The 21,744-nt window shown below is 62.8% G+C and carries 17 protein-coding genes; 11 read left to right on the top strand and 6 right to left on the bottom strand.

Translation table 11 applies throughout. The annotated features are described in order from the left end of the window. Positions 1–60: 60 nt before the first annotated feature. Together Q5H93_RS15470 and Q5H93_RS15465 are read right to left on the bottom strand one after the other, a co-directional pair. On the bottom strand, positions 61–1,785 hold the full coding sequence (locus tag Q5H93_RS15470) for a pyruvate dehydrogenase complex dihydrolipoamide acetyltransferase (protein WP_305007503.1): 1,725 nt from the start codon (positions 1,783–1,785) through the stop codon (positions 61–63). A gap of 109 nt (positions 1,786–1,894) precedes the next feature. Beyond that, on the bottom strand, positions 1,895–2,518 hold the full coding sequence (locus Q5H93_RS15465) for a histidine phosphatase family protein (protein WP_305007502.1): 624 nt from the start codon (positions 2,516–2,518) through the stop codon (positions 1,895–1,897). Between the two features lie 140 nt (positions 2,519–2,658). On the opposite strand from Q5H93_RS15465, the gene Q5H93_RS15460 reads away from it, so the two are divergent. From Q5H93_RS15460 to Q5H93_RS15440, 5 genes are all read left to right on the top strand, one after another. Next, a complete protein-coding gene (locus Q5H93_RS15460; protein WP_305007501.1) occupies positions 2,659–3,072 on the top strand; it encodes a hotdog fold thioesterase in 414 nt (137 codons plus the stop codon). 19 nt (positions 3,073–3,091) lie between these two features. After that, positions 3,092–4,273 (top strand): chorismate-binding protein, encoded by a 1,182-nt coding sequence (locus Q5H93_RS15455; protein WP_305007500.1) that lies wholly within the window; start codon positions 3,092–3,094, stop codon positions 4,271–4,273. 87 nt (positions 4,274–4,360) lie between these two features. Then, on the top strand, positions 4,361–6,133 hold the full coding sequence (gene menD, locus Q5H93_RS15450; RefSeq protein ID WP_305007499.1) for a 2-succinyl-5-enolpyruvyl-6-hydroxy-3-cyclohexene-1-carboxylic-acid synthase: 1,773 nt from the start codon (positions 4,361–4,363) through the stop codon (positions 6,131–6,133). Positions 6,134–6,251: 118 nt separating this feature from the next. Beyond that, positions 6,252–7,076, top strand: coding sequence for a 1,4-dihydroxy-2-naphthoyl-CoA synthase (gene menB, locus Q5H93_RS15445; RefSeq protein WP_305007498.1), 825 nt, complete (start codon positions 6,252–6,254; stop codon positions 7,074–7,076). A gap of 173 nt (positions 7,077–7,249) precedes the next feature. Further along, a complete protein-coding gene (locus tag Q5H93_RS15440) occupies positions 7,250–9,496 on the top strand; it encodes an N-acetylmuramoyl-L-alanine amidase (RefSeq protein ID WP_305007497.1) in 2,247 nt (748 codons plus the stop codon). Between the two features lie 64 nt (positions 9,497–9,560). Here Q5H93_RS15440 and Q5H93_RS15435 read toward each other — a convergent pair whose 3' ends face one another. Beyond that, complete coding sequence (locus tag Q5H93_RS15435; RefSeq protein ID WP_305007496.1) at positions 9,561–9,752, bottom strand: hypothetical protein; 192 nt, start codon at positions 9,750–9,752, stop codon at positions 9,561–9,563. A 233-nt stretch (positions 9,753–9,985) separates the two neighbouring features. Between Q5H93_RS15435 and Q5H93_RS15430 the strand changes: the two genes are divergently transcribed. From Q5H93_RS15430 to Q5H93_RS15410, 5 genes are all read left to right on the top strand, one after another. Continuing rightward, positions 9,986–11,353 (top strand): alpha-amylase family glycosyl hydrolase, encoded by a 1,368-nt coding sequence (locus Q5H93_RS15430; protein ID WP_305007495.1) that lies wholly within the window; start codon positions 9,986–9,988, stop codon positions 11,351–11,353. Between the two features lie 95 nt (positions 11,354–11,448). Beyond that, a complete protein-coding gene (locus tag Q5H93_RS15425; RefSeq protein ID WP_305007494.1) occupies positions 11,449–12,597 on the top strand; it encodes an AMP-binding protein in 1,149 nt (382 codons plus the stop codon). A 141-nt stretch (positions 12,598–12,738) separates the two neighbouring features. Next, complete coding sequence (locus Q5H93_RS15420) at positions 12,739–14,820, top strand: dipeptidyl-peptidase 3 family protein (RefSeq protein WP_305007493.1); 2,082 nt, start codon at positions 12,739–12,741, stop codon at positions 14,818–14,820. A 160-nt stretch (positions 14,821–14,980) separates the two neighbouring features. Then, positions 14,981–16,687: a S1C family serine protease gene (locus Q5H93_RS15415; RefSeq protein WP_305007492.1), complete on the top strand. Its 1,707-nt coding sequence runs from the start codon at positions 14,981–14,983 to the stop codon at positions 16,685–16,687. Positions 16,688–16,792: 105 nt separating this feature from the next. Beyond that, positions 16,793–17,677 (top strand): DUF481 domain-containing protein, encoded by an 885-nt coding sequence (locus Q5H93_RS15410; RefSeq protein ID WP_305007491.1) that lies wholly within the window; start codon positions 16,793–16,795, stop codon positions 17,675–17,677. A 288-nt stretch (positions 17,678–17,965) separates the two neighbouring features. On the opposite strand, the gene Q5H93_RS15405 is transcribed toward Q5H93_RS15410, so the two are convergent. From Q5H93_RS15405 to Q5H93_RS15395, 3 genes are all read right to left on the bottom strand, one after another. Further along, positions 17,966–18,544 carry a hypothetical protein gene (locus tag Q5H93_RS15405; RefSeq protein WP_305007490.1) on the bottom strand — a complete coding sequence of 193 codons (579 nt, stop codon included), beginning with the start codon at positions 18,542–18,544 and terminating at the stop codon, positions 17,966–17,968. 66 nt (positions 18,545–18,610) lie between these two features. Then, the gene (locus Q5H93_RS15400) at positions 18,611–19,360 is read right to left on the bottom strand and encodes a hypothetical protein (protein ID WP_305007489.1); all 750 of its coding nucleotides are present in this window, start codon (positions 19,358–19,360) and stop codon (positions 18,611–18,613) included. A 219-nt stretch (positions 19,361–19,579) separates the two neighbouring features. After that, a complete protein-coding gene (locus Q5H93_RS15395; RefSeq protein WP_305007488.1) occupies positions 19,580–20,989 on the bottom strand; it encodes a TlpA family protein disulfide reductase in 1,410 nt (469 codons plus the stop codon). Positions 20,990–21,168: 179 nt separating this feature from the next. On the opposite strand from Q5H93_RS15395, the gene Q5H93_RS15390 reads away from it, so the two are divergent. After that, positions 21,169–21,612 carry an ABA4-like family protein gene (locus tag Q5H93_RS15390; protein ID WP_305007487.1) on the top strand — a complete coding sequence of 148 codons (444 nt, stop codon included), beginning with the start codon at positions 21,169–21,171 and terminating at the stop codon, positions 21,610–21,612. Positions 21,613–21,744 lie beyond the last annotated feature (132 nt).

Below are 21,744 nucleotides of genomic sequence, written 5' to 3'. Positions count from 1 at the left end.
AACGCAAAAAAGCCAGCCGGTGAGGGCTGGCTTTTTTGCGCATATAGCGGGTTATCAGCCTCAGATGAGCATCCGCATCGGGTCTTCGAGCAGGCCCTTGAGCGTTTGCAGGAAGGCGGCACCGGTAGCGCCGTCCACCACGCGGTGGTCACAGCTCAACGTCACCTTCATCACGTTGCCGATGACGATTTGGCCGTCCTTCACGATGGGCGTCTGCTTGATACCGCCCACGGCCAGGATGCAGGCATCCGGCGGATTGATGATGGCCGTGAATTCCTCGATGCCGAACATACCCAGATTGCTGATGGTGAAGGTGCTACCCTCCCACTCGGCGGGCTGCAGCTTCTTGCTTTTGGCTTTGCCAGCCAGCTCTTTCACTTCGGTGGCGATTTGGGCCAGACCTTTCTGGTCAGCCGTGCGGATAACCGGCACCAGCAGCCCTTCGTCCACGGCCACGGCCACGCCGATGTTGATGACCTTGTTCTGCCGAATCCGGTCGCCGAGCCACGAGGAATTCACCACCGGGTGCTGGCGCAGGGCCACGGCCGAAGCCTTCACCACCATATCGTTAAACGACAGCTTCACCGGCGACAGCTCGTTGAGCTTCACGCGGGCATCCATCGCGCGGTCCATGTTGATTTCCATCGTGAGATAGAAATGCGGAGCCGTAAACAAGCTTTCCGACAGGCGCTTGGCAATTACCTTGCGCATCTGCGACACGGGTGTGTCGGTGTAGGTGCCTTCGGCCGACGCCGGTGCCGGAGCAGCCGACGGCGCGGCCGCTTTGGGAGCCTCGGCAGCCGGAGCAGCATGGGCCGGGGCGGCTTGCGGCGCGGGCGCGGCACCGGCTTTGAAGTCGGCCACGTCGCGCTGCACGATGCGGCCGTTGTCGCCGCTGCCCTTCACCTGGGCTAGGTCGATGCCTTTTTCCTTGGCAATGCTCTTGGCCAGCGGCGAGGCCAGGATGCGGCCCCCGGGGGCGGCCGTAGCCGGTGCCTCGGCAGCGGCGGGAGCAGCCTGCGCGGCCGGAGCGGCCTCGCCTTGCGACGCAGCGGCCGGGGCGGCTGCCGGAGCCGCGCCACCACCGCCGAGCAGGGCCTGCACATCAGCGCCTTCCTCGCCGATGATGGCCAGGATGCCGTCCACGGCCACGGCTTCACCTTCCTTGGGGCCGGTGTAGAGCAGGGTGCCGTCTTCGTAGTTTTCCAGCTCCATCGTGGCCTTATCGGTTTCGACTTCGGCCAGAATGTCGCCCGATTTCACTTTGTCGCCCACCTTTTTCAGCCAGGCGGCGATGGTGCCCTCGGTCATCGTGTCGCTCATCTTGGGCATGCGTACCACGGTGGCTTTCTTGCCATTGGCAGGCGCCGCCGGGGCGGCGGGAGCAGCGGCCGGAGCCGGCGCAGCTTCTTTGGGCGCTTCGGCGGCGGGGGCTTCGGCTTTGGGAGCGGCGGGTGCTTCCACTTTCGGGGCTTCGGCAGCAGGCGCTGCGGCGGGGGCCGCCGGAGCGGCGCCGCTGCCGTTCAGCAGGGCCGAAATGTCTTCGCCTTCCTGGCCCACGATGGCCAGCACGCCGTCTACGGGCACGGCTTCGCCTTCTTTGGGGCCGATGTGGAGCAGGGTGCCGTCCTCGTAGTTTTCGAGCTCCATCGTGGCTTTATCGGTCTCGACTTCGGCCAGAATGTCGCCGGATTTCACTTTGTCGCCCACCTTTTTGAGCCAGGCCGCGATAACCCCCTCGGTCATCGTGTCGCTCATCTTGGGCATTTTTATGATTTCGGCCATGGGAATTAGGTCGCGCTAGGAAGAGTAATTTAAATTGGGCCAAAATTAGCCTTAAAATTTGGGCAGACAATTCCCCGCCGCGCACATTTCTGCGGCCGGGACGCTTAATTCAGCCCGCCACTTGCAGATGCGATACGTCCAGAAAGTTGCGAATGGTGAACATGGAGCCCGTGAACTCCAGCTTGTACAAACACAAGTTACTGTGCTCAAAGCCATCCATGCAGCTTAAGGGGTAGCCCAGCAGCTGGCACAGCATCACACGCAGGGCGCGGCCGTGCATGCAAACGAGCACGGTTTGCTCGTCGCTCCGGCTTTTCAGCAATTCAATAAAGGGCCGCTGCCGGGCAGCTACCTCGTCGGGGCTCTCGCCGCCTTCGAGGCGGGCAGCCGTATTGCCGGCCGCCCACTGGCCCAGTACGTGGCGGTATTCGGCGTCTTCCTCCAGCGTAATGCGGGTGCCCTCGCGCACGCCCCAGCTGATTTCGTTGAGGCCGGCGTGCGACTCGTGCGGCAGCCCCAGTTCCAGGAAGCGGCGCACCGATTCGTGGGTTCGGCGCAGCATAGAGGTGTACACCTTATCGAAAGCCACGTGGCCGTAGACGGTAAAAAACTGCTCGGCCTGGCGGCGGCCCGTGTCGTTGAGGCTCGAATCGACGCCGCTGCCCTGCACGATGCCGCGCACGTTGAAATCGGTCTGGCCGTGGCGAAGGAAGAAGATGGTCCGGGCGCTCACTTTTGCGGTAGTTTTGCGAAACGATTTCCAAAGTTGGCTGTCAATTACCCGTTGTTCGTTGCGTGAGGAAAATTTGTTCCGGCAAATTTTCGCCATTGCTCAGTCTGACAACTGACAACCAACAACTAATCACTACTTAAATGACCCTCGACGATATCAAAGCCTGGGTAAGCAAGCGCCCCACGCTGGCCGACGCCCTCGGCATAGAGCTGGTGGCTTTCACCGACGACTACCTCGAAGCCCGCATGCCCGTGGACGGCCGCACCCACCAGCCGATGGGCCTGCTGCACGGCGGCGCCTCCGTAGCTCTGGCCGAAACCCTGGGCAGCATCGGCGCCGCTACCCGTATCGACCCCACGAAGCAGGCCTGCGTGGGCCTGGAAATCAATGCCAACCACCTCAAAGGCGTGCGCGATGGCTGGGTGCGCGGCCGGGCCACGCCATTGCACGTGGGCCGCAGCACGCAGGTGTGGGAAATCCGCATTACTCACGAAGAAACCGGCGCGCTGCTGTGCATCAGCCGCATCACGATGGCGGTGATTGACCTTAAATAAGGCGGCTTAAGACTCCTGAATGACAATATCTGAACTGTCAGCCGCTGCCCGCCGGCTTTGCGCCTGGGCCCTGCACAGCGGCCGCCCGCTGGCACTGTGGCGCACGGCCGGGCAAGCGCCGCACTTGCTCGTAAGCCGCTCGCTGGAAGCCGCCTACACCGGCCTACCCCCGGCGCTGGAGCCGGATGCCCCGGCGGGCTTCGCCTTCTTCCCCTTCCGCGACTCGGACCACAACCCGGTGCTGTTTCTGCCCGCTGATGCGGTATTTGACCTAACGCAACCCGCGCAGCCGCTGCGCCTGCTGCCCGAGTTGGCTGCGGAGTTGGCAGCAGCACCCGCTGCCCCGGCTACTCCCCTACCCTGGCACCAAAGCACGCAGCCCGTGCCCGGCACGGCCACCCAGGCCGAGTTTGAGGCACTGGTAACGGCGGGCGTGGCGGCAATTCAGAGCGGAGCGGTGCAGAAGGTAGTGGCCTCGCGGGCGGCCCGCTGGCCCCTGCCGGCAGATTTTGACGCGCTGGCGGCTTTTGATGAATTGAGCCGTCAGCATCCATCAGCCTTCGTGTCGCTGGTGAGCGTGCCGGGCGCGGGCACCTGGCTGGGGGCCACGCCCGAAGTGCTGGCCGAGGTGACGGCCGACGGTCGTTTCTGCACCATGGCCCTGGCGGGTACGCAGCCGCTCACGGCCGAGGTAACGCCGCTCACGGCCACCTGGCGGCAAAAGGAAATCGAAGAGCAGGCGCTGGTGGCGCGCTACATCGTCAGCGCCTTCAAGCAATTGCGGCTGCGCGAGTACCACGAAACCGGCCCGCGCACCGCCGTGGCGGGCCAGCTGCTGCACCTGCGCACCGATTTTGAGGTGAACCTGCGCGAAGTGCCCTTCCCCAACCTGGGCACCGACATGCTGCGCCTGCTGCACCCCACCTCGGCCGTGGGCGGCATGCCCAAAGTGCCGGCACTGGAGTTTCTGCGCCGCCACGAGGGCTACGACCGCGCCTACTACAGCGGCTTTCTGGGCCCCGTGAACGTAGAAGCGCCCGGCGTCTCGCGCCTCTTCGTGAACCTGCGCTGCCTGCAGCTGCGCCCCACCGAGGCCGTGCTCTACGCCGGCGCCGGCCTCACCACCGACTCGGACCCCAGCCGCGAGTGGCGCGAAACCGAATTGAAAATGAATACCGTAGGCAGCGTATTGAGTCAATGAGCAATTGACAATGAGCAATGAACAATATCGTTCTGCTGCTCACCACCAATTGCTCATTGTTCATTGTTAATTGCTCATTGACTAACCATGCAGGCCGTTTATAACATCGCCGAAATCTGTCACCGCCACGGCATTACGGATGTGATATTGTCGCCGGGCTCGCGCTCGGCGCCGCTCACGCTGGCGTTTGCGCGGCATCCGGCCTACCGGGGCCGCCTGCGGGTGGTGCCCGATGAGCGGGCCGCTGCCTTCATTGCGTTGGGCATTGCGCAGGCTACGCGGCGGCCAGTGGTGCTGGTGTGCACCAGCGGCACGGCCGGGCTCAACTACGCGCCCGCCGTGGCCGAGGCTTATTTCCAGCAGATTCCGCTGTTGATTCTGACCGCCGACCGGCCACCGGAGTGGATTGACCAGCTCGACGGGCAGACCATCCGGCAGCGCAATCTGTACGGCGCGCACGCCAAGGGAGCGTTTGATTTCCCGGCCGACACCGCCCACCCCGATGCTAAGTGGCATTCGGAGCGCATTATCAACGAGGCTATTAACCTGACGATGGCTGGGCCCGCCGGACCGGTGCAGGTGAATGTGCCGCTGCGGGAGCCATTTTATCCGAAGGCGGGGGAGGAAATGGGATATGAGGCCGATGTAAGAATCATTCAGCAGGACGCGGCTACTTATGCTGGGACTAAACGACAAACGTACCAGCAGCTAAAGGATGCCAAGCGCTTATTGGTAGTAGTGGGGCAGCATCCAGCTGAAGCTAAATTAACAGCGGCACTAACCCGGTTTGCTGCCGTATTCGGGGTGCCAGTAGTATGCGACGTTATCAGTAACGTAGCCAACCCCGTACCACTACAGGAGAGCGTAACCAGCAGCCCCTATTTTCCGGACTCCTCCAGCCTTTGTCCCTTACCGGCCGAGCAGTTTGTCACCCAGCACGATATTTTTCTGGCCGGTTTGTCAACCGCTCAAAAAGAAGAGCTAAGGCCGGATTTTCTTATTACCTGCGGGCAGTCGCTCATCTCCAAAAGCCTAAAGCTGTTTTTGCGCGAGGCTAAACCTACTCAGCACTGGCACATTCAGGCCGAAGGAGCGGTGGCCGATACTTTCAGGACGCTCACCCGAATCGTGCGTAGTGACCCCACCGAGTTTTTCTCACGATGGACGCCCGCTGAGCTTCCAGCCCGCGACACGCTGCTTCCCTGGCAACAGGCTGAAGCTGCTGCTACGCAGTCCCTGACTAGCTTCTTCGAAACGGAAAGCCATCCTTTCAATGAGTTTTCGGCAATGCGCCAGGCATTGACTTTGCTGCCCGAAGCAACAGCCCTGCACTTGGCCAATAGTATGGCCGTGCGCTACGCCAACATCTTAGGGCTGCCCCAGCAGCGGCAGGTAAAAGTTTTCGCCAACCGCGGCACCAGCGGCATCGACGGCTGCACCAGCACGGCCGTGGGCGCGGCCCTGGCCCAGCCCGGGCGGCCGGTGGTGCTGCTCACTGGCGACGTGGCGTTTTTCTATGACCGCAACGCCTTCTGGCATAACTACCCCACGCCCAACCTGCGAGTAGTGCTTTTTAACAACCACGGCGGCGGCATCTTCCGCCTCATCGACGGGCCGCGGCAGCAGCCGGAGCTGGATGAGTTTTTTGAAACCACCCAAGCCCTCACGGCCGAGAATACGGCGCGGGATTTCAAGCTGCGCTACTTCCCGGTTTCGTCGTTCGATGAACTTGATGCCGCGCTACCGGTTTTCTTTGCAGCCGAAACCGGCGCGGCGATTCTCGAAATCTTTACCGACTCGAAAACCAACGCGGCGTTTTTTGAAGAATATCGTAAGGCGGTAAAGCTTGCTTTTTCTTAATTAACTCTGCGTTTTCTGCGAAAACCTCTGCGCCCTCTGCGGGAGGCACCGTTCGACGATTCCTCCCGCAGAGGACGCAGAGGTTTTCGCAGAAAACGCGGATTTTTTCATCTTTTTTATGTCAGAACAACTCACCTGGACGCCGATTAAGGAATTCCAGGAAATCCTCTTCACGCAGGCCGGCGGCATTGCCAAAATCAGCATCAACCGGCCGCAGGTGCACAACGCCTTCACCCCGCTTACGGTGCAGGAAATGATTGAGGCCATGGACATTTGCCGCAATCGCACCGACATCGGCGTTATCATCCTGACGGGTGAGGGCGGCAAAGCCTTCTGCTCGGGCGGCGACCAGAGCGTGCGCGGCCACGGCGGCTACGTGGGCGCCGACACCGTGCCCCGCCTCAATGTCCTTGATTTGCAGAAGCAAATCCGCTCCATTCCCAAGCCCGTGGTGGCGATGGTGGCGGGCTGGGCCATCGGCGGCGGGCACGTGCTACACGTGGTGTGCGACCTGACCGTGGCCGCCGACAACGCCCGTTTCGGCCAGACTGGTCCTAACGTGGGCTCGTTCGACGGCGGCTTCGGCGCGAGCTACCTGGCCCGCATCGTAGGGCAGAAAAAGGCCCGCGAAATCTGGTTCCTCTGCGACCAGTACGACGCCCAGGAAGCCCTCGACATGGGCCTGGTAAACAAAGTGGTGCCGCTCGACAAGCTGGAGGAAACCACCGTGGCCTGGTGCCATAAAATTCTGCAAAAGAGCCCCCTGGCGCTGCGCATGCTGAAATCGTCGTTCAACGCCGAACTCGACGGACAAGCTGGTATTCAGGAGCTGGCCGGCAATGCCACGCTGCTCTACTACCTGAGCGAGGAAGCTAAGGAAGGCAAAAATGCCTTCCTGGAAAAGCGGCAGCCGGATTTCTCGAAATTTCCCAAATTCCCGTAAGCGCACTATTTGAATAGCTTACTACGAAGCCCTGCCGTATTGCGGTGGGGCTTTTTTGTGGCCGTGACTTCGCAAATTATTTTTGGAGTATTGCAAATAATTTCTACCTTGGGCCCGCCGAAGACCTTCCAAACCTCACCAAACATTAAAAATTCTTCGGTTATCTGCCCCTTATGAAACAAACTCTACTATTGTGGGTAGGCCTGCTGGGCCTGACTCCGACGCTGCAGGCCCAGACGGCCCGCACCGCCACCACCATCGCGGCCGAAACGCCCTACGCGGCCGATTTTGCCGAAGCCTACCGGCGCTATTCGACCGTGCCGCGGGGCATGCTGGAGGCTGTGGCCTACACCCAGACGCACATCCGGCACATCACGGCCGAGGAGACCGAAAGCTGCATGGGCATGCCGCTGCCCTCGGGCGTCATGGGCCTGTTTGCCAATGGCAAAGGCTATTTCCGAGAAAACCTGCAACTGGTGGCCAAGCTCTCCGACGTGAGCGTGGAGGCCATCAAAACCGACCCGCGCAGCAACATTCTGGCCTACGCGGCGGCTTACCACCGGCTGGCTACCGAGCGCAAGCTGTCGGCCAAAACGCCGGCCAAGCACCTGCCGGTGCTGCTGGCCCTGAGCGAATTGCCGCTGGAAAAAGGCGCCGTCAGCAGCTTCGCGCTCGACTCTCACCTCTACAGCGTACTGCTGTTTCTGAGCAAGGCTGAAAACCAGCAGCGCTACGGCTTCCCCGATTATCGCCTCGACCTGGGCGCGATTTTCGGGGCTAACTTTCGGGTACTGAGCGCGGGCACGACGCAGGTATCGGAGCGGCAGGTGCAGGCCAACGGCCAGGTTTTCAACCCGGACGGCTCGGTTTCGTCGGCTACCACTTCGGCTGATTACGGACCGGCGCTGACTGACCTCACGACCTGCAACTACAGCTCGCGCAGCGGCACGGCCATCACGCACTACGCTATTCATACCGTGCAGGGCACGTATGCCGGCTGCATTTCGTGGTTTAAGAATTGCTCGGCGCAGGTGTCGGCGCACTACGTGGTGCGCTCCAGCGACGGACAGGTAACGCAGATGGTGAGCGAGGCCAACAAGGCCTGGCACATCGGCAACGAGAACCCCTACACCATTGGCACCGAGCACGAAGGCTACGTTAATGATGCTTCGTGGTACACCACGGCCATGTACACCAGCTCGGCGGCGCTGGCGCGCGACATCGTGGGCAGCGGCTACGGTATCAACGGGTTGCGCACGTTTTACGGGGCTGCCACTACGGGCACTTTCAGCACCGGTGCCTGCGTGAAAATCAAAGGCCACCAGCACTATCCCAACCAGACGCACACCGACCCCGGCGTGAACTGGAACTGGGAGAAATTTTATACGCTCGTGAACAATGCCCCCACGGTTTCGACGCTGACGGCGGCCTCGGGAACCGTGTACGACGCGGGCGGCGCCAGCGCCAACTACGCTGATGATGTGCGGCAGTGCCAGCTGATTGCGCCCACGGGCGCCACGAGCGTCTCGCTCACGTTCAGCAGCTTCGATTTGGAAAGCAACTACGACCACCTGCTGGTATTCAACGGCGCCAACAACCAGGCGCCGCTGATTGGCAAGTATTCGGGCACCACCAGCCCGGGCACGCTCACGGCCTCGTCGGGCAAGATGTTCCTGGAGCTGCGCAGCGACTGCGCCACCAACCGCCCCGGCTTCGCGGCCAGCTGGGCTTCGACCGGCACCTCCTCCTGCCCCACCGACAGCTACGAGGCCAACGAAACCCTGGCCGCTAGCAAGGCCCTCGGCGTGAACGTGAACAACACCGCCTACATCTGCCCGGCCACGGACGTGGATTGGTATAAATTCACCAGCACCAGCACCAACAACAACCTCAAAATCACCCTCACCACGCTGCCGGCCGACTACGAGCTGGAGCTCTACAACGCCAGCGGCACGCTGCTCTACTCCTCTACCCTGGCCGGCACCAGCGCGGAAACCATTACCTACAACGGCGCCCCGGCCGCCACTTACTACGTGAAAGTGTACGGTTACAGCGGCGCCACTAGCAGCACAGCCTACACCCTGCGTGTATCGACGCAAAGCACGGCCTGGCGGGCCGCGCAGTCGGGTGCCATTGCCCAGGCCAGCCGCCTGAATGAGCGGGAGCCGGCCGTCGTCACCATCACCAACCCGGTGGAGGCCGGCGCCAGCGCCTGGCTGACCGTTTCGGGCTACGACGGCCCGGCCGACCTGACCCTGCGCGACACCCGGGGCCAGCTGGCCAAAGCCAGCATTCACGCCGACATCAAGGCCAACGAGCCGCTGAGCTACACGCTGCCTACTGGCTTGCGCCCCGGCATGTACGTGGTGGCGCTGCAACTGCAAACGCACGTGGAGTACGTGAAGCTACTGGTGCAGTAAGCAGTCTTTAAATCAATAGAAAAGCCCGGCTTGGCAGCCGGGCTTTTTTGTTGTTCTAGAAGCTTTAGAAGCTGAAGCCCAGGGCATGCAGGCCCTCGCACCAGCTGATAAAAAACCGTCGCAGCTCCTGCTTGCGCAGCTTTTTCAGCTGCCTGAGGGGGCTTTTTACGATGGCTGCCACGGGGCAGGGCGCGGTAGCTGCGGGTGGGCCGACGACCATGGCCGACGCGGGGGGCAGTTGCGGGGACGTTTTCATGGGTGGGAGCAGGTTGGTGCGTAGTAATTATACGCGGCTTATTCGCAAAAAGCAAGCATAATCACAATATTTTCAGCATCATTACGGCACGTTGCAGATTCGCCTGCACGGTTGTGGCTGACACTTTTCTTTTTGACCCGGGGCTACGTCTGATTTGGTGAGGCCGCCCAAACGGCCACCGTAACGCAGCGCGGCGGTTACATTTGCAACGCACAATCCCACCGCCCACTATCATGAAAAAACTGTTGCCCGCGCTGCTTGGCGCCTTGCTATGCTCGCAAGCCATCGTTCCGGCATTTGGCCAAAAGGTCACCAAGCCGGCGCCAACGGCCACCGCCTCGCTCAAGCACCCGAGCTGGATTCCACAGGGCAACATCTACGAGGTGAACGTGCGGCAGTACACGCCCGAGGGCACCCTCAATGCCTTCGCCAAGCACCTCGACCGGCTGAAGGAAATGGGCGTGGAAACGCTGTGGTTCATGCCCTTGAACCCCATCAGCAAGCTGGAGCGCAAGGGTAGCCTGGGCAGCTACTACGCCGTGAGCGACTTCACGAAAATCAACCCCGAGTTTGGTACTCTGGCCGACTGGAACGCGCTGGTGACCAAGATTCACGCCAGGGGCATGAAGGTCATCATCGACTGGGTGCCCAACCATACCGGCGCCGACCACCCCTGGCTGACCCGGCACCCCGACTTTTTCGTGCTCAAGGATGGCAAGCCGGCCGTGGCCTTCGACTGGGCCGACGTACGCCAGCTGAACTACCAGAACCCCGTAATGCAGGATAGCATGGTGGCCGCCATGCGCTACTGGGTGACGAAAACCAACATCGACGGCTTCCGTTGCGACGTGGCCTGGAACGTGCCTGGCAGCTTCTGGCAGAAGGCCATTCCGGAGCTCAAGAAGAGTAAGGAGCTGTTTATGCTGGCCGAGGGCGACAGCGCCTACCTGCCCAAGAGCGGTTTCGATGCGGTGTATCCGTGGCACATGTTTAAGGCCATGGAGAAGGTGGCGGCGGGCACCCGCACCGCCCTGAGCCTCGACAGCGTGCACCGCGGCTGGCAGGCCATGTACCCCAAGGGCACCATCCAGCTGTACTTCACCAGCAACCACGACGAAAACACCTGGAACAAGGCCGATTACGGCTCTTTTGCCGGTGCAAAGCACGCGCCCTTTGCGGTATTCACGCAGACCATGGCCGACGCCGTGCCGCTGATTTACAGCGGGCAGGAGGAGCCCGTGCTGCGCCCGTTGCAGTTCTTCGACAAAGACCCCATCAAATTCGAGAAGTACCAGCGGGCCAAGTTCTACAAGACGCTGCTGGCCCTGCGCAAGCGCACTCCGGCCCTGGCCTCGGACGCCAGCTTCCGCAAGCTCAGCGTGGGCGACGACCAGGCCCTGTATGCCTACGTGCGCGAAAAGGCCGGCAAGAAAGTGCTGGTGATTCTTAACCTCTCGGCCCGGGAGCAGACGGTGACGGTGCCGGAGAAAGCGCTGTGGGGCAAGCCGTACAACACCTTTATGTACACCACCGAGCCGCTGACGGGCAAGCCCTGGAAGCTGGAGCCCTGGGGCTACGTGATTTACGAGTACGGGAAATGAATAAGCGGGGCGGGCTGTAAAGTCCGCCCCACTTTTTTGCCTGATATTTAGCAATGGCTGGCGCTGCCGTCAGCGAGGCCAGTAACTTCGCCCCCATGTCCGACAACCTCCCCACTTCCCTCCTGCTCAACGGCCGCGAATTCAGCTACGAGGCCATCCGCCAATACCCCGCCCAGCTCGACGCGCCGGTGAACGGCTACGAGGCTCGTGTACTCGACTTCATCAGGCAGTGGCTCAATGGGGCCCAGGAGTTTGGCTTGCGCACCTCGGGCAGCACGGGGGCGCCGCAGCTCATTCAGCTGCGGCGGCGGCAGCTGGAGGCCTCGGCCCGGCGCACCGGCGACTTCTTTGACCTCGGGCCCGGCGACCGGGCGCTGGTGTGCCTCAACTGCGAGTACATCGGCGGGCTGATGATGCTGGTGCGCGGGCTGGAACGGAACATGCACCTGACCATCGTGGAGCCCCACGCCGACCCGCTGGCGCTGGTGCCGGCCGAAGTGCGGTTTGACTTTGCCGCCTTCGTGCCCCTGCAATTGCGCACGCTGCTCGATGCCGGCCACGCCCCGCGCCTTAACAAAATGAAGACCCTGCTGGTGGGCGGCGCCACCGTCGACTCGACCCTGCACAAGGATATTCAGCAGCAGCTGACGGTGCCCGTGCTGCACACCTACGGCATGACCGAAACCTGCTCGCACGTAGCCCTGCGCCGCCTCAACGGGCCCGAGGCCAGCCTCCGCTACCGGGTGCTGCCCGGCATTGCGGCGGCCGTGGATGCGCGCAACTGCCTCACCCTGCGCGGCGACGTGACCGACGACCAGCTCATCATCACCAACGACGTGGTAAGCCTCGACCCCGCCACCCACACCTTCGAGTGGCTGGGCCGGGCCGACTTCACCATCAACTCGGGCGGCGTGAAGGTGCAGGCCGAGAAGGTGGAGCTGGTGCTGGAAGTGGCCCTAGCCGAGCTGGGCCAGCCGCGCCGCTGCTTCGTGGCCGGGCGGCCCGACGAGCGCCTGGGCGAGCAGGTGACGGCCTTCGTGGAAGGCCCCGCCCTGCCCGCCCCCCTGGAAGAGCAGCTGCACCAGCTACTGGCCGCGCGCCTCGACCGCTACGAGCGGCCCCGCCAGCTGGTGTACGCGCCCGAGTTTCGGACCACCGCCACCGGTAAGCTCGACCGGCCGGGCACCCTGCGTGGCATCGGTCCGGAAGCCTTCGCGCCCAGCGCGCCGGTGCGGCGGCGGTAAAGCAACCGGCTGTTGTGCTTCACTACGTTCAGCATAACACGCTTTTACCTCTTTACCGCCCCTTTTTCCTCCTTCATTACCCCTTCACCCCACTACCTTTACGCGTCTTCCTGTTGGCTTAGTGTTTTTCTTATGAAGTTTATGATATTGCCGGCAGCCTTGCTGTTCGGAGCAATCACCGGTCAGGCCCAGACGATGGTGCCGGCCAAACCAGTGGCCCCGGCCGCCAGCCAGTCCAAAGAGCCGCCTTTCAAGATTATCAGCGAGCAGTTTGCCGATTTGCGGATGCTGCGCTACCAGGTGCCGGGCTTCGAGGCGCTGTCGAGCAAGCAAAAGGAGTTGCTGTATTACCTCTACGAGGCGGCCCTGAGCGGGCGCGACATCAACTACGACCAGAACTACAAGCACAACCTGCGCGTGCGCCGCACCCTGGAAGCCGTGTGGGACGCCAACCAGACCAACCTGAGCGTGCCGGCCCAGGCCGAGCAGGCCAAAAAGTTCAACGTGTACGCCAAGCGCGTGTGGTTTTCGAACGGCATTCACCACCACTACTCCACCAAGAAATTCGTGCCCGAGTGCAGCCCGGCTTACTTTGCCGAGCTGGTGCGCAAGGCCGAGGAGAAGGCCCTGCCGCTGCTGCAGGGCGAGTCGGTGGAGAAGTTTATCAAGACGATGACGCCGATTGTGTTCGACCCTATCCTGGACGCCAAGCGCGTGGTGCAGGAGGGCAAGGACTTGATAACTGCGTCGGCCAACAACTTTTACGAGGGCGTGACGCAGGCTGACGTGGAGAACTTCTACGCCAAGAAAATCGACAAAAACGACCCGCAGCCCATCTCCTACGGCCTCAACTCGAAGCTGGAGCGCGCCACGCCCAGCAGCCCGGTGGTGGAGCGCGTGTGGCACACCAAGGGCATGTATGGCCCGGCCATTAACCAGATTGTGTACTGGCTGGGCAAGGCCGTGGACGTGGCCGAAACCGTGGAGCAGAAGAAGGCCCTGGGCGAGCTGATTCTGTTTTACTCGCAGGGCGACCTCAAGATGTGGGACCAGTACAACATCTCGTGGGTGAAGGATACCCGCTCGCGGGTGGACGTGGTGAACGGCTTCATCGAAGTGTACGGCGACCCGCTGGGCTACCGCGCCAACTACGAGTCGGTGGTGTCGTTTAAGGACCTGGTGGCCAGCGAGCGGATTGCCGCCCTGGCCAAGGAGGCGCAGTGGTTTGAGGACAACTCGCCCATCAAGCCCGAGCATAAGAAGAAGAACGTGGTGGGCATCACGGCCAAGGTGATTACCACCGTGGTGGAGGCCGGCAGCACCGCCCCCAGTACGCCCATCGGCATCAACCTGCCCAACTCGGAGTGGATTCGCAAGGAGCACGGCTCGAAATCGGTGAGTTTGGGCAACATCGTGGAAGCCTACGATTTGGCCAGCGCGGGCTCGGGCATGCTGGAGGAGTTTGCCTTCTCGAAAGCCGAGGTGGCCCGCGCTAAGGCGCACGGCGCCCTGGCCGGCAAGCTGCACACCGACATGCACGAGGTAATCGGCCACGCCTCGGGGCAGCTGAACGCGGGGGTGGGCACGCCCAAGCAGACGCTGAAGGAAAACGCCTCGGCCCTGGAAGAGGCCCGCGCCGACCTGGTGGCCCTGTATTTTCTGCCCGATGCCAAGCTGCAGCAGCTGGGCGTGACGCCCTCGGCCGACGTGGCCAAGGCCGAGTATGACAGCTACCTGCGCAACGGCCTCATCACCCAGCTTACCCGCCTCACGCTGGGCGACAACGTGGAGGAAGCCCACATGCGCAACCGCCAGCTGGTGGCCAAGTGGGTGCTGGCCAAAGGCCAGAAGGAGAAAGTGGTGGAAATGGTGAAGCAGAACGGCAAAACCTACGTTCGCATCAACAACTACGACAAGCTGCGGGGCCTGTTTGGCCAGCTGCTGCGCGAAATTCAGCGCATCAGCAGCGAGGGCGACTACGCCGCCGGCCGCAAGCTCATCGAAACCTACGCCGTGAAGGTGGACCCCGTGCTGCACAAGGAGGTGCTGGCCCGCTACGCCAAGCTCAACATCGCGCCCTACCAGGGCTTTATCCAGCCGCGGCTGGTGCCGGTGGAGCGCGACGGCCGCATCTACGACGTGAAGCTGGAGTACCCGAACGACTTTGCCCAGCAGATGCTGGAGTACGGCCGCAAGTACAAGACGCTGCCGGACTATAACTAAGCCCAGCAGCCGGTAAGCCAAACGTTCTCTCACCTAACGGCGGGAGGGCGTTTTTTTTGCCCCCTGGCCGCGAGCAGCAACAGCGTCAGAGTTTTTGCTTAATATTGAGTTTAAATCCCAAGCTACGCTTATCTTCCTCACCTTTACCTTTTTCTTCACCATGAAGCATCGCTTTAACCGTCCCATCTGTGGGCTACTGCTGGGCTCATTGCTACTGCCTGGCTGTGCTACTATCATCAGCACCCCCTACCAGACCATCCGGGTGGTGGGCTTGCCCGTGGGCAGCACCATTTATGTAAATAACGAGGCAGCTAAAACGAAGCCTGTACCCACCGACCCTACTGCTGCCGGAATCCGTTTATCACGCAAGAAGAACGCCGAGATTAAGGTCAAGCTGGACGGCTACAAGGACTACATTACTTTTCTGCAGCCCGATAAAGTCAACCCGGTCGTATACGCCAACGTTGCGGCCGGGCTGGCTAGTATTCCCTTCTGGTTTTCCGAATCCACGTCCACCTACCAGCTCAGCAGCTCGCCCCGCGTTTATACCAGAACGAGAACTGATTTTAATGTCGGGGCGGCTTCGGTGGGCCTGGGCATGGTATTGATAGCCCCACTCATTGACTTTGGAACCGGCGCAGGCCTGCGGTTTTCGGTTACCGAAATTCGCCCGCAGCTCGTGCGCCAGCCCCGGGCAGTGGCTGGCAGTGCCAGCATTCAGGCCGGCACCGTTAATGTGCGCTTCAAAGGCGGCGACAAACTGGGCAACCTGTACGTCGCCAACGAAATCAAGGAAATCCTGTATTTTGGCAAATCGCTGGATGTGAACTCAGAAAAACTGAAGGCCAACGTCAACGGCACGTTGAAGGAGCTGGGCTATTCGGTGCCAGCAACAGAAGGGCAAAGTGTTTTTGCGAAAACGCCCAGCACCCGCTTTACCGTGCAGGGCGAAATGCGGGAGCTCAAATACGATGTTCGCGCCTCCAGCCCGTTTGTGCCGCAAGCCCACTACGAAACCAACTGCACCGTGGAGGTAACGTGGAAGCTGGTCAACCAAAACCGCCAGACGGTGACAGAACAAAAAACCACTGGTACGGCGGTGGCTTTTGAGGAAGGCGGCACGGCTGCTTTCGAAAATGCGTTTGAGAATGCCCTTTATGGCTTTCTGGAAAAGGCGGAGGTGGTAAGCGCCCTCAGCAAAACGGCGGCTTCGGCCGAAGCCAGCGAAAAACCGTTAGCTGAACAACCCGCCACCAATAAACTGGCAGCTATCACCATACACCGTTCCAAAGTTCCTCCCGTTCCGGCCGATGGCAACGGCCTGGGCGCCGCCGCCAGAAGCGTAGTCACCATCGAAACCACCGACGGCCACGGCAGCGGCTGCCTCATCTCGGCCGACGGCTACCTCATCACCAACGCCCACGTGGTGGGCGACGCCGAAACGGTGCAGGTGCGCTTTGCCGACGGCGTGGAGGCCACCGGCAAAATCGTGCGCGTGAACACCGACATGGACCTGGCCCTGGTGAAAACCGAGGTGGATGGCCTCACCGGCTTCCAGCTGCCCACTACCAGCATTGCCGACCTGGGCTCCGACGTATTCGCCATCGGCACGCCGGCCGATAAGGAGCTGGGCCAGTCCATCACCAAAGGCATTGTGAGCGGGCGCCGCAAAATCGAGGGCCACTCCTTTCTGCAAACCGACGTGAGCATCAACGGCGGCAACAGCGGCGGCGCGCTGGTGACGCGCAGCGGCCAGTTAGTGGGCATCGTGAATGCCAAGCTGGTGGGCAAAGGCATCGAGGGCATTGGCTTTGCCATCCCGGCCGAGCAGGTGAACGACGCCCTGCAGCTGAAATTCGTCGACTAAAGCGCCGGTAAGGGCGTATGTTCGTGGCCGGCCGTTCGCTCCTGAACGGCCGGCCATTTTGCTTGTGTGGCCCGGGTGGGCCGCTGATATTTCTATTTGCTGCTGTTGAAAAAACAATTGCTCCCCTCTTCCCTTCGGGCAGCCGCCCTGGTTGGCCTCGCCCTCGGCCTGCTGCCGACGCCGGCCGCCCAAGCCCAAACCGCCCCGGCCGACACCGCCAAAACCGCCGTGGTGCGGGCCGATACCACCGCCACGCCGGCCATGCCGCCGCCCGCCGGGGGCGCCGCCAGCGTGCCCAGCACCGAGTTTGAAACCTACAACGCCAGCGGCCGGGGCCTGCGCTACACGGCCACCCTCACCGGTCTCTACACCACGGGCACCGTGGAGCGCACCTTCGTGAGCGCCAGCCAGACGGCCAATATGGCTTTTCGGGGCGGGCGCCTGCGGCTGCCCATCGGGCTGAACTACAGCTACGGCCGGCAGAGTGGGCTGCTCAAGGAGCGCGAGATTCTGGCGCTGCTCACGCCCAGCTACCGCCTCGGCCGCTGGAAGGGCTACGGCCTGGCCGAAGGTGCCCGCAGCAACCTGCGCGCCATCGACTACCGGCTGGTGACGGGCCTGGGCGCCGGCTACACCTTCCACCTCGACTCGCTCAAGAACGAAATCGGCCTGAGCTACTTCGCCTTGTATGAGGATACGCGCTACCTCACCGAGCTACACCGGCAGGTGGCCCGCCACTCGCTGCGCCTCAAAACCAAGTGGACCTGGGGCGTACTCACGCTCGACGCGCTGCTGTTTTACCAGCCCGCCATGCGCTATTTCCGCACCGACTACCGGGTGAACGGCACGGCGGGCCTGGGCATCCGGGTGTCGCAGCGCCTGGCCCTCACGGGCACCTATGCCTACTCCTACGAGCGCATCAGCGTGGCCGGGCGCAGTCCGGCCAATGGCAATTTGTCGGTGGGCCTGACGTATGCAACGGGCGACTAGCCCAGGAGGGCTAGCTGGGCGAAAATCGGACTTTTTAGGCGCAAAATCGCTACTAATGGCAATGGAAACGCCGATTCATTGAATAGAAATGCCAGTTCATTAACTGGAAATGGCATTTCCATCTAATGAATTGGCGTTTCCATTAGTAGCATTGCCGTTTCCAATGCTGACAATGCCATTTCCGAGGCTGGAAACGGCATTGTCAGCATTGGAAATGCCGTTGCCAACGTTGGAAGTGGCACTTCCAACGCCGACAATGCCATGACCAGAACCAGGCAATGCAATTCCTTAGCCCCCGAAGCCGGCGTAGCGGGCCACCTGCCGGCGGCCGGGCAGCCAGGCCAGACGGTAGCCGTCTTCCTTGCCCACGATGAACGAGAAGCCCACCGTGCCGGGCTGCTGCAGGGCGCGCCACTCGGCGGCCGTCACGAGGCCGGGGCGGTAGGGCGTGCCGGGCTTCACGGCGGGGGTGGTGAAGTTTTTATCCGCAAAGAAGGTGCTCAGGCGCTGGCGCACATAGGCTTCGCGGCGGGCGGTGGTGGCGGTTTCGCCGGGCTGCAGCTCATACACCAGGGCCGCTTCGAGCGTGCCGGGAGGCAGGGCCTGGCGGTAGATTTCGGCCCCGGTGGCCGTGTGGATGGTGAGCACGGCCGGGGCCGTCAGCAGCGAGTCGCCGCTGATTTCGAGCTCAAAAACATCGGGCGCGGCCGGGTCGGAGAACACGCGGCGGCGCTCGACGGACGTGGGCACGGGAGCGGTGGAAGTGGCCGCGGCCGGGCCGGTCGATACCGACTTAGCTTCGCGGGCAGGGGGCGTGGCGCAGGCGGCCAGCAGCAGCGTGGCGCTCAGTAGAAGGCGTTGATACATGCCGCTTGCTTACGCCAGGACCGGGCCAAAGTTGGCGGCCCGGGCAGGTAGGATTGACGGCGCCGCTTAGGCCTGGCGGCGCAGGCCATCCTGCGTAAACAGCCGCTCGCGGCCCTTCACCACCTTCAGCAAGTCGCCCAGAAAGAGCTTGCCGCGCAGGTAAAACACCGGGCCATTGAGCTCGCGCTGCAGCGTGGTGGGGATGAACACCGGCTGCCGCCAGCCCACGCCGGCGCCCACGCCGGCCCAGCGGAACACCCGCATCTGGGCGGCCATGCTGGGCTCGACGACGCCCAGAAACTCGGTGGGCGTTTTGTTGAACGAGCCGTCGGTGCTCAGGTAGCGCACGTACACCGAGCCCATGCCCAGCTGCATGTTGGCGCTGAGCTCCCAGCGCGGCGTTTCGATGATGACGTACTCGGCGTAGGCGGCCAGGTAGCGGAAGCGCAGCTCGGCCAGGGCCAGCAGGGCGGCATCGTCGGGGCGGGGCTGGCGCGTGGGAATGCCCGTGCTCAGGAAGTAGATGGCCGCGCCGGTGCGCATGCGCCCGCGCCATTCGATGCCCGCCTTGAGGCCGTTGATGGTGCAGAAATGATAGTTGATGATGGAGTAGCGCGAGTCGTACTGCACCACCACTTTGCGGTGGGGCAGCAGCGGGGGGCGGCGGTCTTCGCGCTCGGTGGGGCGGTGGCGCACGGTGGTATCGCGCGGGGTCACGTTCTGGGCCACGGCTGGGGCCGCGCTCCACAGCAGCAGCACCAGCGCCCAGGCCCAGCGCCACCGGCTACATCGACTTTTTTCCACTACTACTAACATGACGAGGCGGGTACGGCCGGGATGGCGGGCAAGTTGTGCCCCGGCCGCTCCCGCTGACGACGAAGCGGCCGCTTTATTGCACGCCCCATCCAAAAAAATAATCCTGTGCGGTCGATAAGTCCGCAGGCAGGCTTTTTGTTTGCTTGCAGGGAAATACCAACGGCCGGCCGCTCCCCCAGGGGAACGGCCGGCCGTTGGGTGGGGGCAACCGCGTAATGCTTACTTAGCCAGGGCGGCCGTGAGGGCCGTGGTGGTTTTCTCGCCCTCGCTGGGGCGCGGGGCGTTGTTGCTGATAAGCTTGCCGTCGCGGCCGATGAGGAAGTAGGCTGGGATGCCGGTTACCTGGTAAGCCACCGGGGCGGGGTCTTCCCAGCCCTTGGCCCAGCCGTGCACGCTGTTGGGGCTAGTGAGGGGGTGGTTGGCGAGGGCCTTTTTCCAGTTGGCTTCCTCATCATCAATGGATACGTAGAGAAACACCACGTCCTTGCCTTCAAACTGCTTTTTCAGCGTTTCGCCGGCCGGCACTTCGGCCAGGCAGGGGCGGCACCAGCTGGCCCAGAAATCGAGGTACACCACCTTGCCACGGTAATCGGCCAGGCTCACGGGCTTGCCGCCGGCATCGCGCACGCTGATGCCCGGGGCCGGCTGGCCGTTGGCCAGCAGCAGGCGCTTGGCGTAGGTGGCGCGCACCTGCCGGGCCAGGGTCGAGTCGCGTAGGGTGGGGCGCAGGCCGGCGAGCAGCGGCCCCACCTGGCTGACGTCCTTGTTCATTTCGGCGGTGAGGTACTGCGTCAGCACCACGTCGCGGCTGGGGCTGGTGCCAAACTGTTTGGTGGCCGCGGCCAGCAGCGCCTGGCTGGTGCCGGCCCCGGCCAGGCGCGGCAGCACGCCGGTGTAGTACTGCAGATACTGCCGGTAGGCGCTGCTGCCGCTGGCCTGGGCCGAGTCCTGGAAGGGCCGCACGGTGGCCAGAAAGTCGAAGTAGTCGCCGGGCAGCTTTTCGCTGCCCGGCGCGGCGCCCAGCTGCAGGGGCAGCAGCAGCATGTTGGCCGCGTAGCTGAGGGCGATGCTCTGCCGGGCGAAGGCGCGGGCGGCGGGCGGCAGCGGGTGGGCGGCGGCGTAGGTTTTCAGAAAAGCCTGACGCTGGCGGCGCTCGGCGATGGCCGCGTTGCGCACTTTTTCGGCGGGCGTGGTGCCGGCGGCGGGCTTGGGCTCGGGCAGGTTTTCGTAGTCATCGAACTTCAGAAAGGCCTGGGCCAGGTAGTTGTTGACGTTGGCGCCGGTGCCGGTGTAGCGCAGGCTTTCGTCGAAGCGGGCGGGGTCGAGCTCCAGGCGCAGGTTGTCGCCGGGGGCCAGAAACAGCACGGTGCTTTCCTCGCCGTGGGCAAAATTGGCCTCGGTGGGCGTTTTCAGCGCGGGCAGCTCCAGGCGGAAGTTGCCCTTGGCATCGAGCTGGCCCTTGGCCACGCCCGTCGGCTCGCCGGTGATGAGGTCGTGGCCGTAGTACACGACCACGCCCTTGCCTTTGGGATGGCTGACGTGGCCGCTGACAATCGTGGTGGCCTGCGCCGCCCAGGTCATCCCCAGGCCCAGCACCGGCAGGAGACAACGGAAAGAAAAAGCTGACATAGTAAGAATACAGTAAGGTGAGCTGCAAACCTAAGCCCGGTTTGGCGCCGGCGCAATACCCGGTAGCGGGTATTTCTGGCGGGCGCTTCACGGCGCCGGGCCGACGGTTCACCCCGGCGGGGCGCCGCTTCACCCCTTTTTAGCTGGCGGCCGGGCGGGCGCAGCGCGTAGTTTTGGCCATGCTTACTCCCGACCTCCTCTTCCAGATTGCCAACCCGGTCGCCATGCTGGGCTGGGTATTGCTGCTAATAGCCCCGCGCTGGCGCGGCACCCGCCTGCTGGTGCGCAGCGGGGCGCTGCCGCTGCTGCTGGCCGCTACTTACGCCGCCGTCATCGGCTACCAGACGCTGGCGCACCCCGCGCCGGGGGGAGGCTTCGGTTCGCTGGCCGAGGTGGCGGCGCTATTCCGGCAACCCTGGGCGCTGCTGGCCGGCTGGGTGCACTACCTGTGCTTCGACCTATGGGTGGGCCTCTGGGAATTGCGCGACGCCGAGCGGCGCAACGTGCCGCACCTGGCCCTGATACCCTGCCTGTTTCTCACGTTTATGCTGGGGCCGGTGGGGCTGGGAGTTTATCATCTCATCCGATTGAGGTGGCCCGAGGTGAAAGGCAGTGTAGAGTAAGCTTCGGCTGGTCGTTTTAGGTGTCGGGTTTTTGGTTTTAGGTATTGGGATAATCGGAACCCAACACCCAACACCCAACACCCAACACCCAACACCCAACACCCAACACCCAACACCCAACACCCAACACCC

Origin of the sequence: Hymenobacter aranciens (assembly GCF_030580865.1) — a bacterium.
Taxonomy (GTDB): domain Bacteria; phylum Bacteroidota; class Bacteroidia; order Cytophagales; family Hymenobacteraceae; genus Hymenobacter; species Hymenobacter aranciens.
The sequence above is the reverse complement of the archived record's forward strand: the minus strand, read 5'-3'. Positions and strand labels throughout refer to the sequence as shown.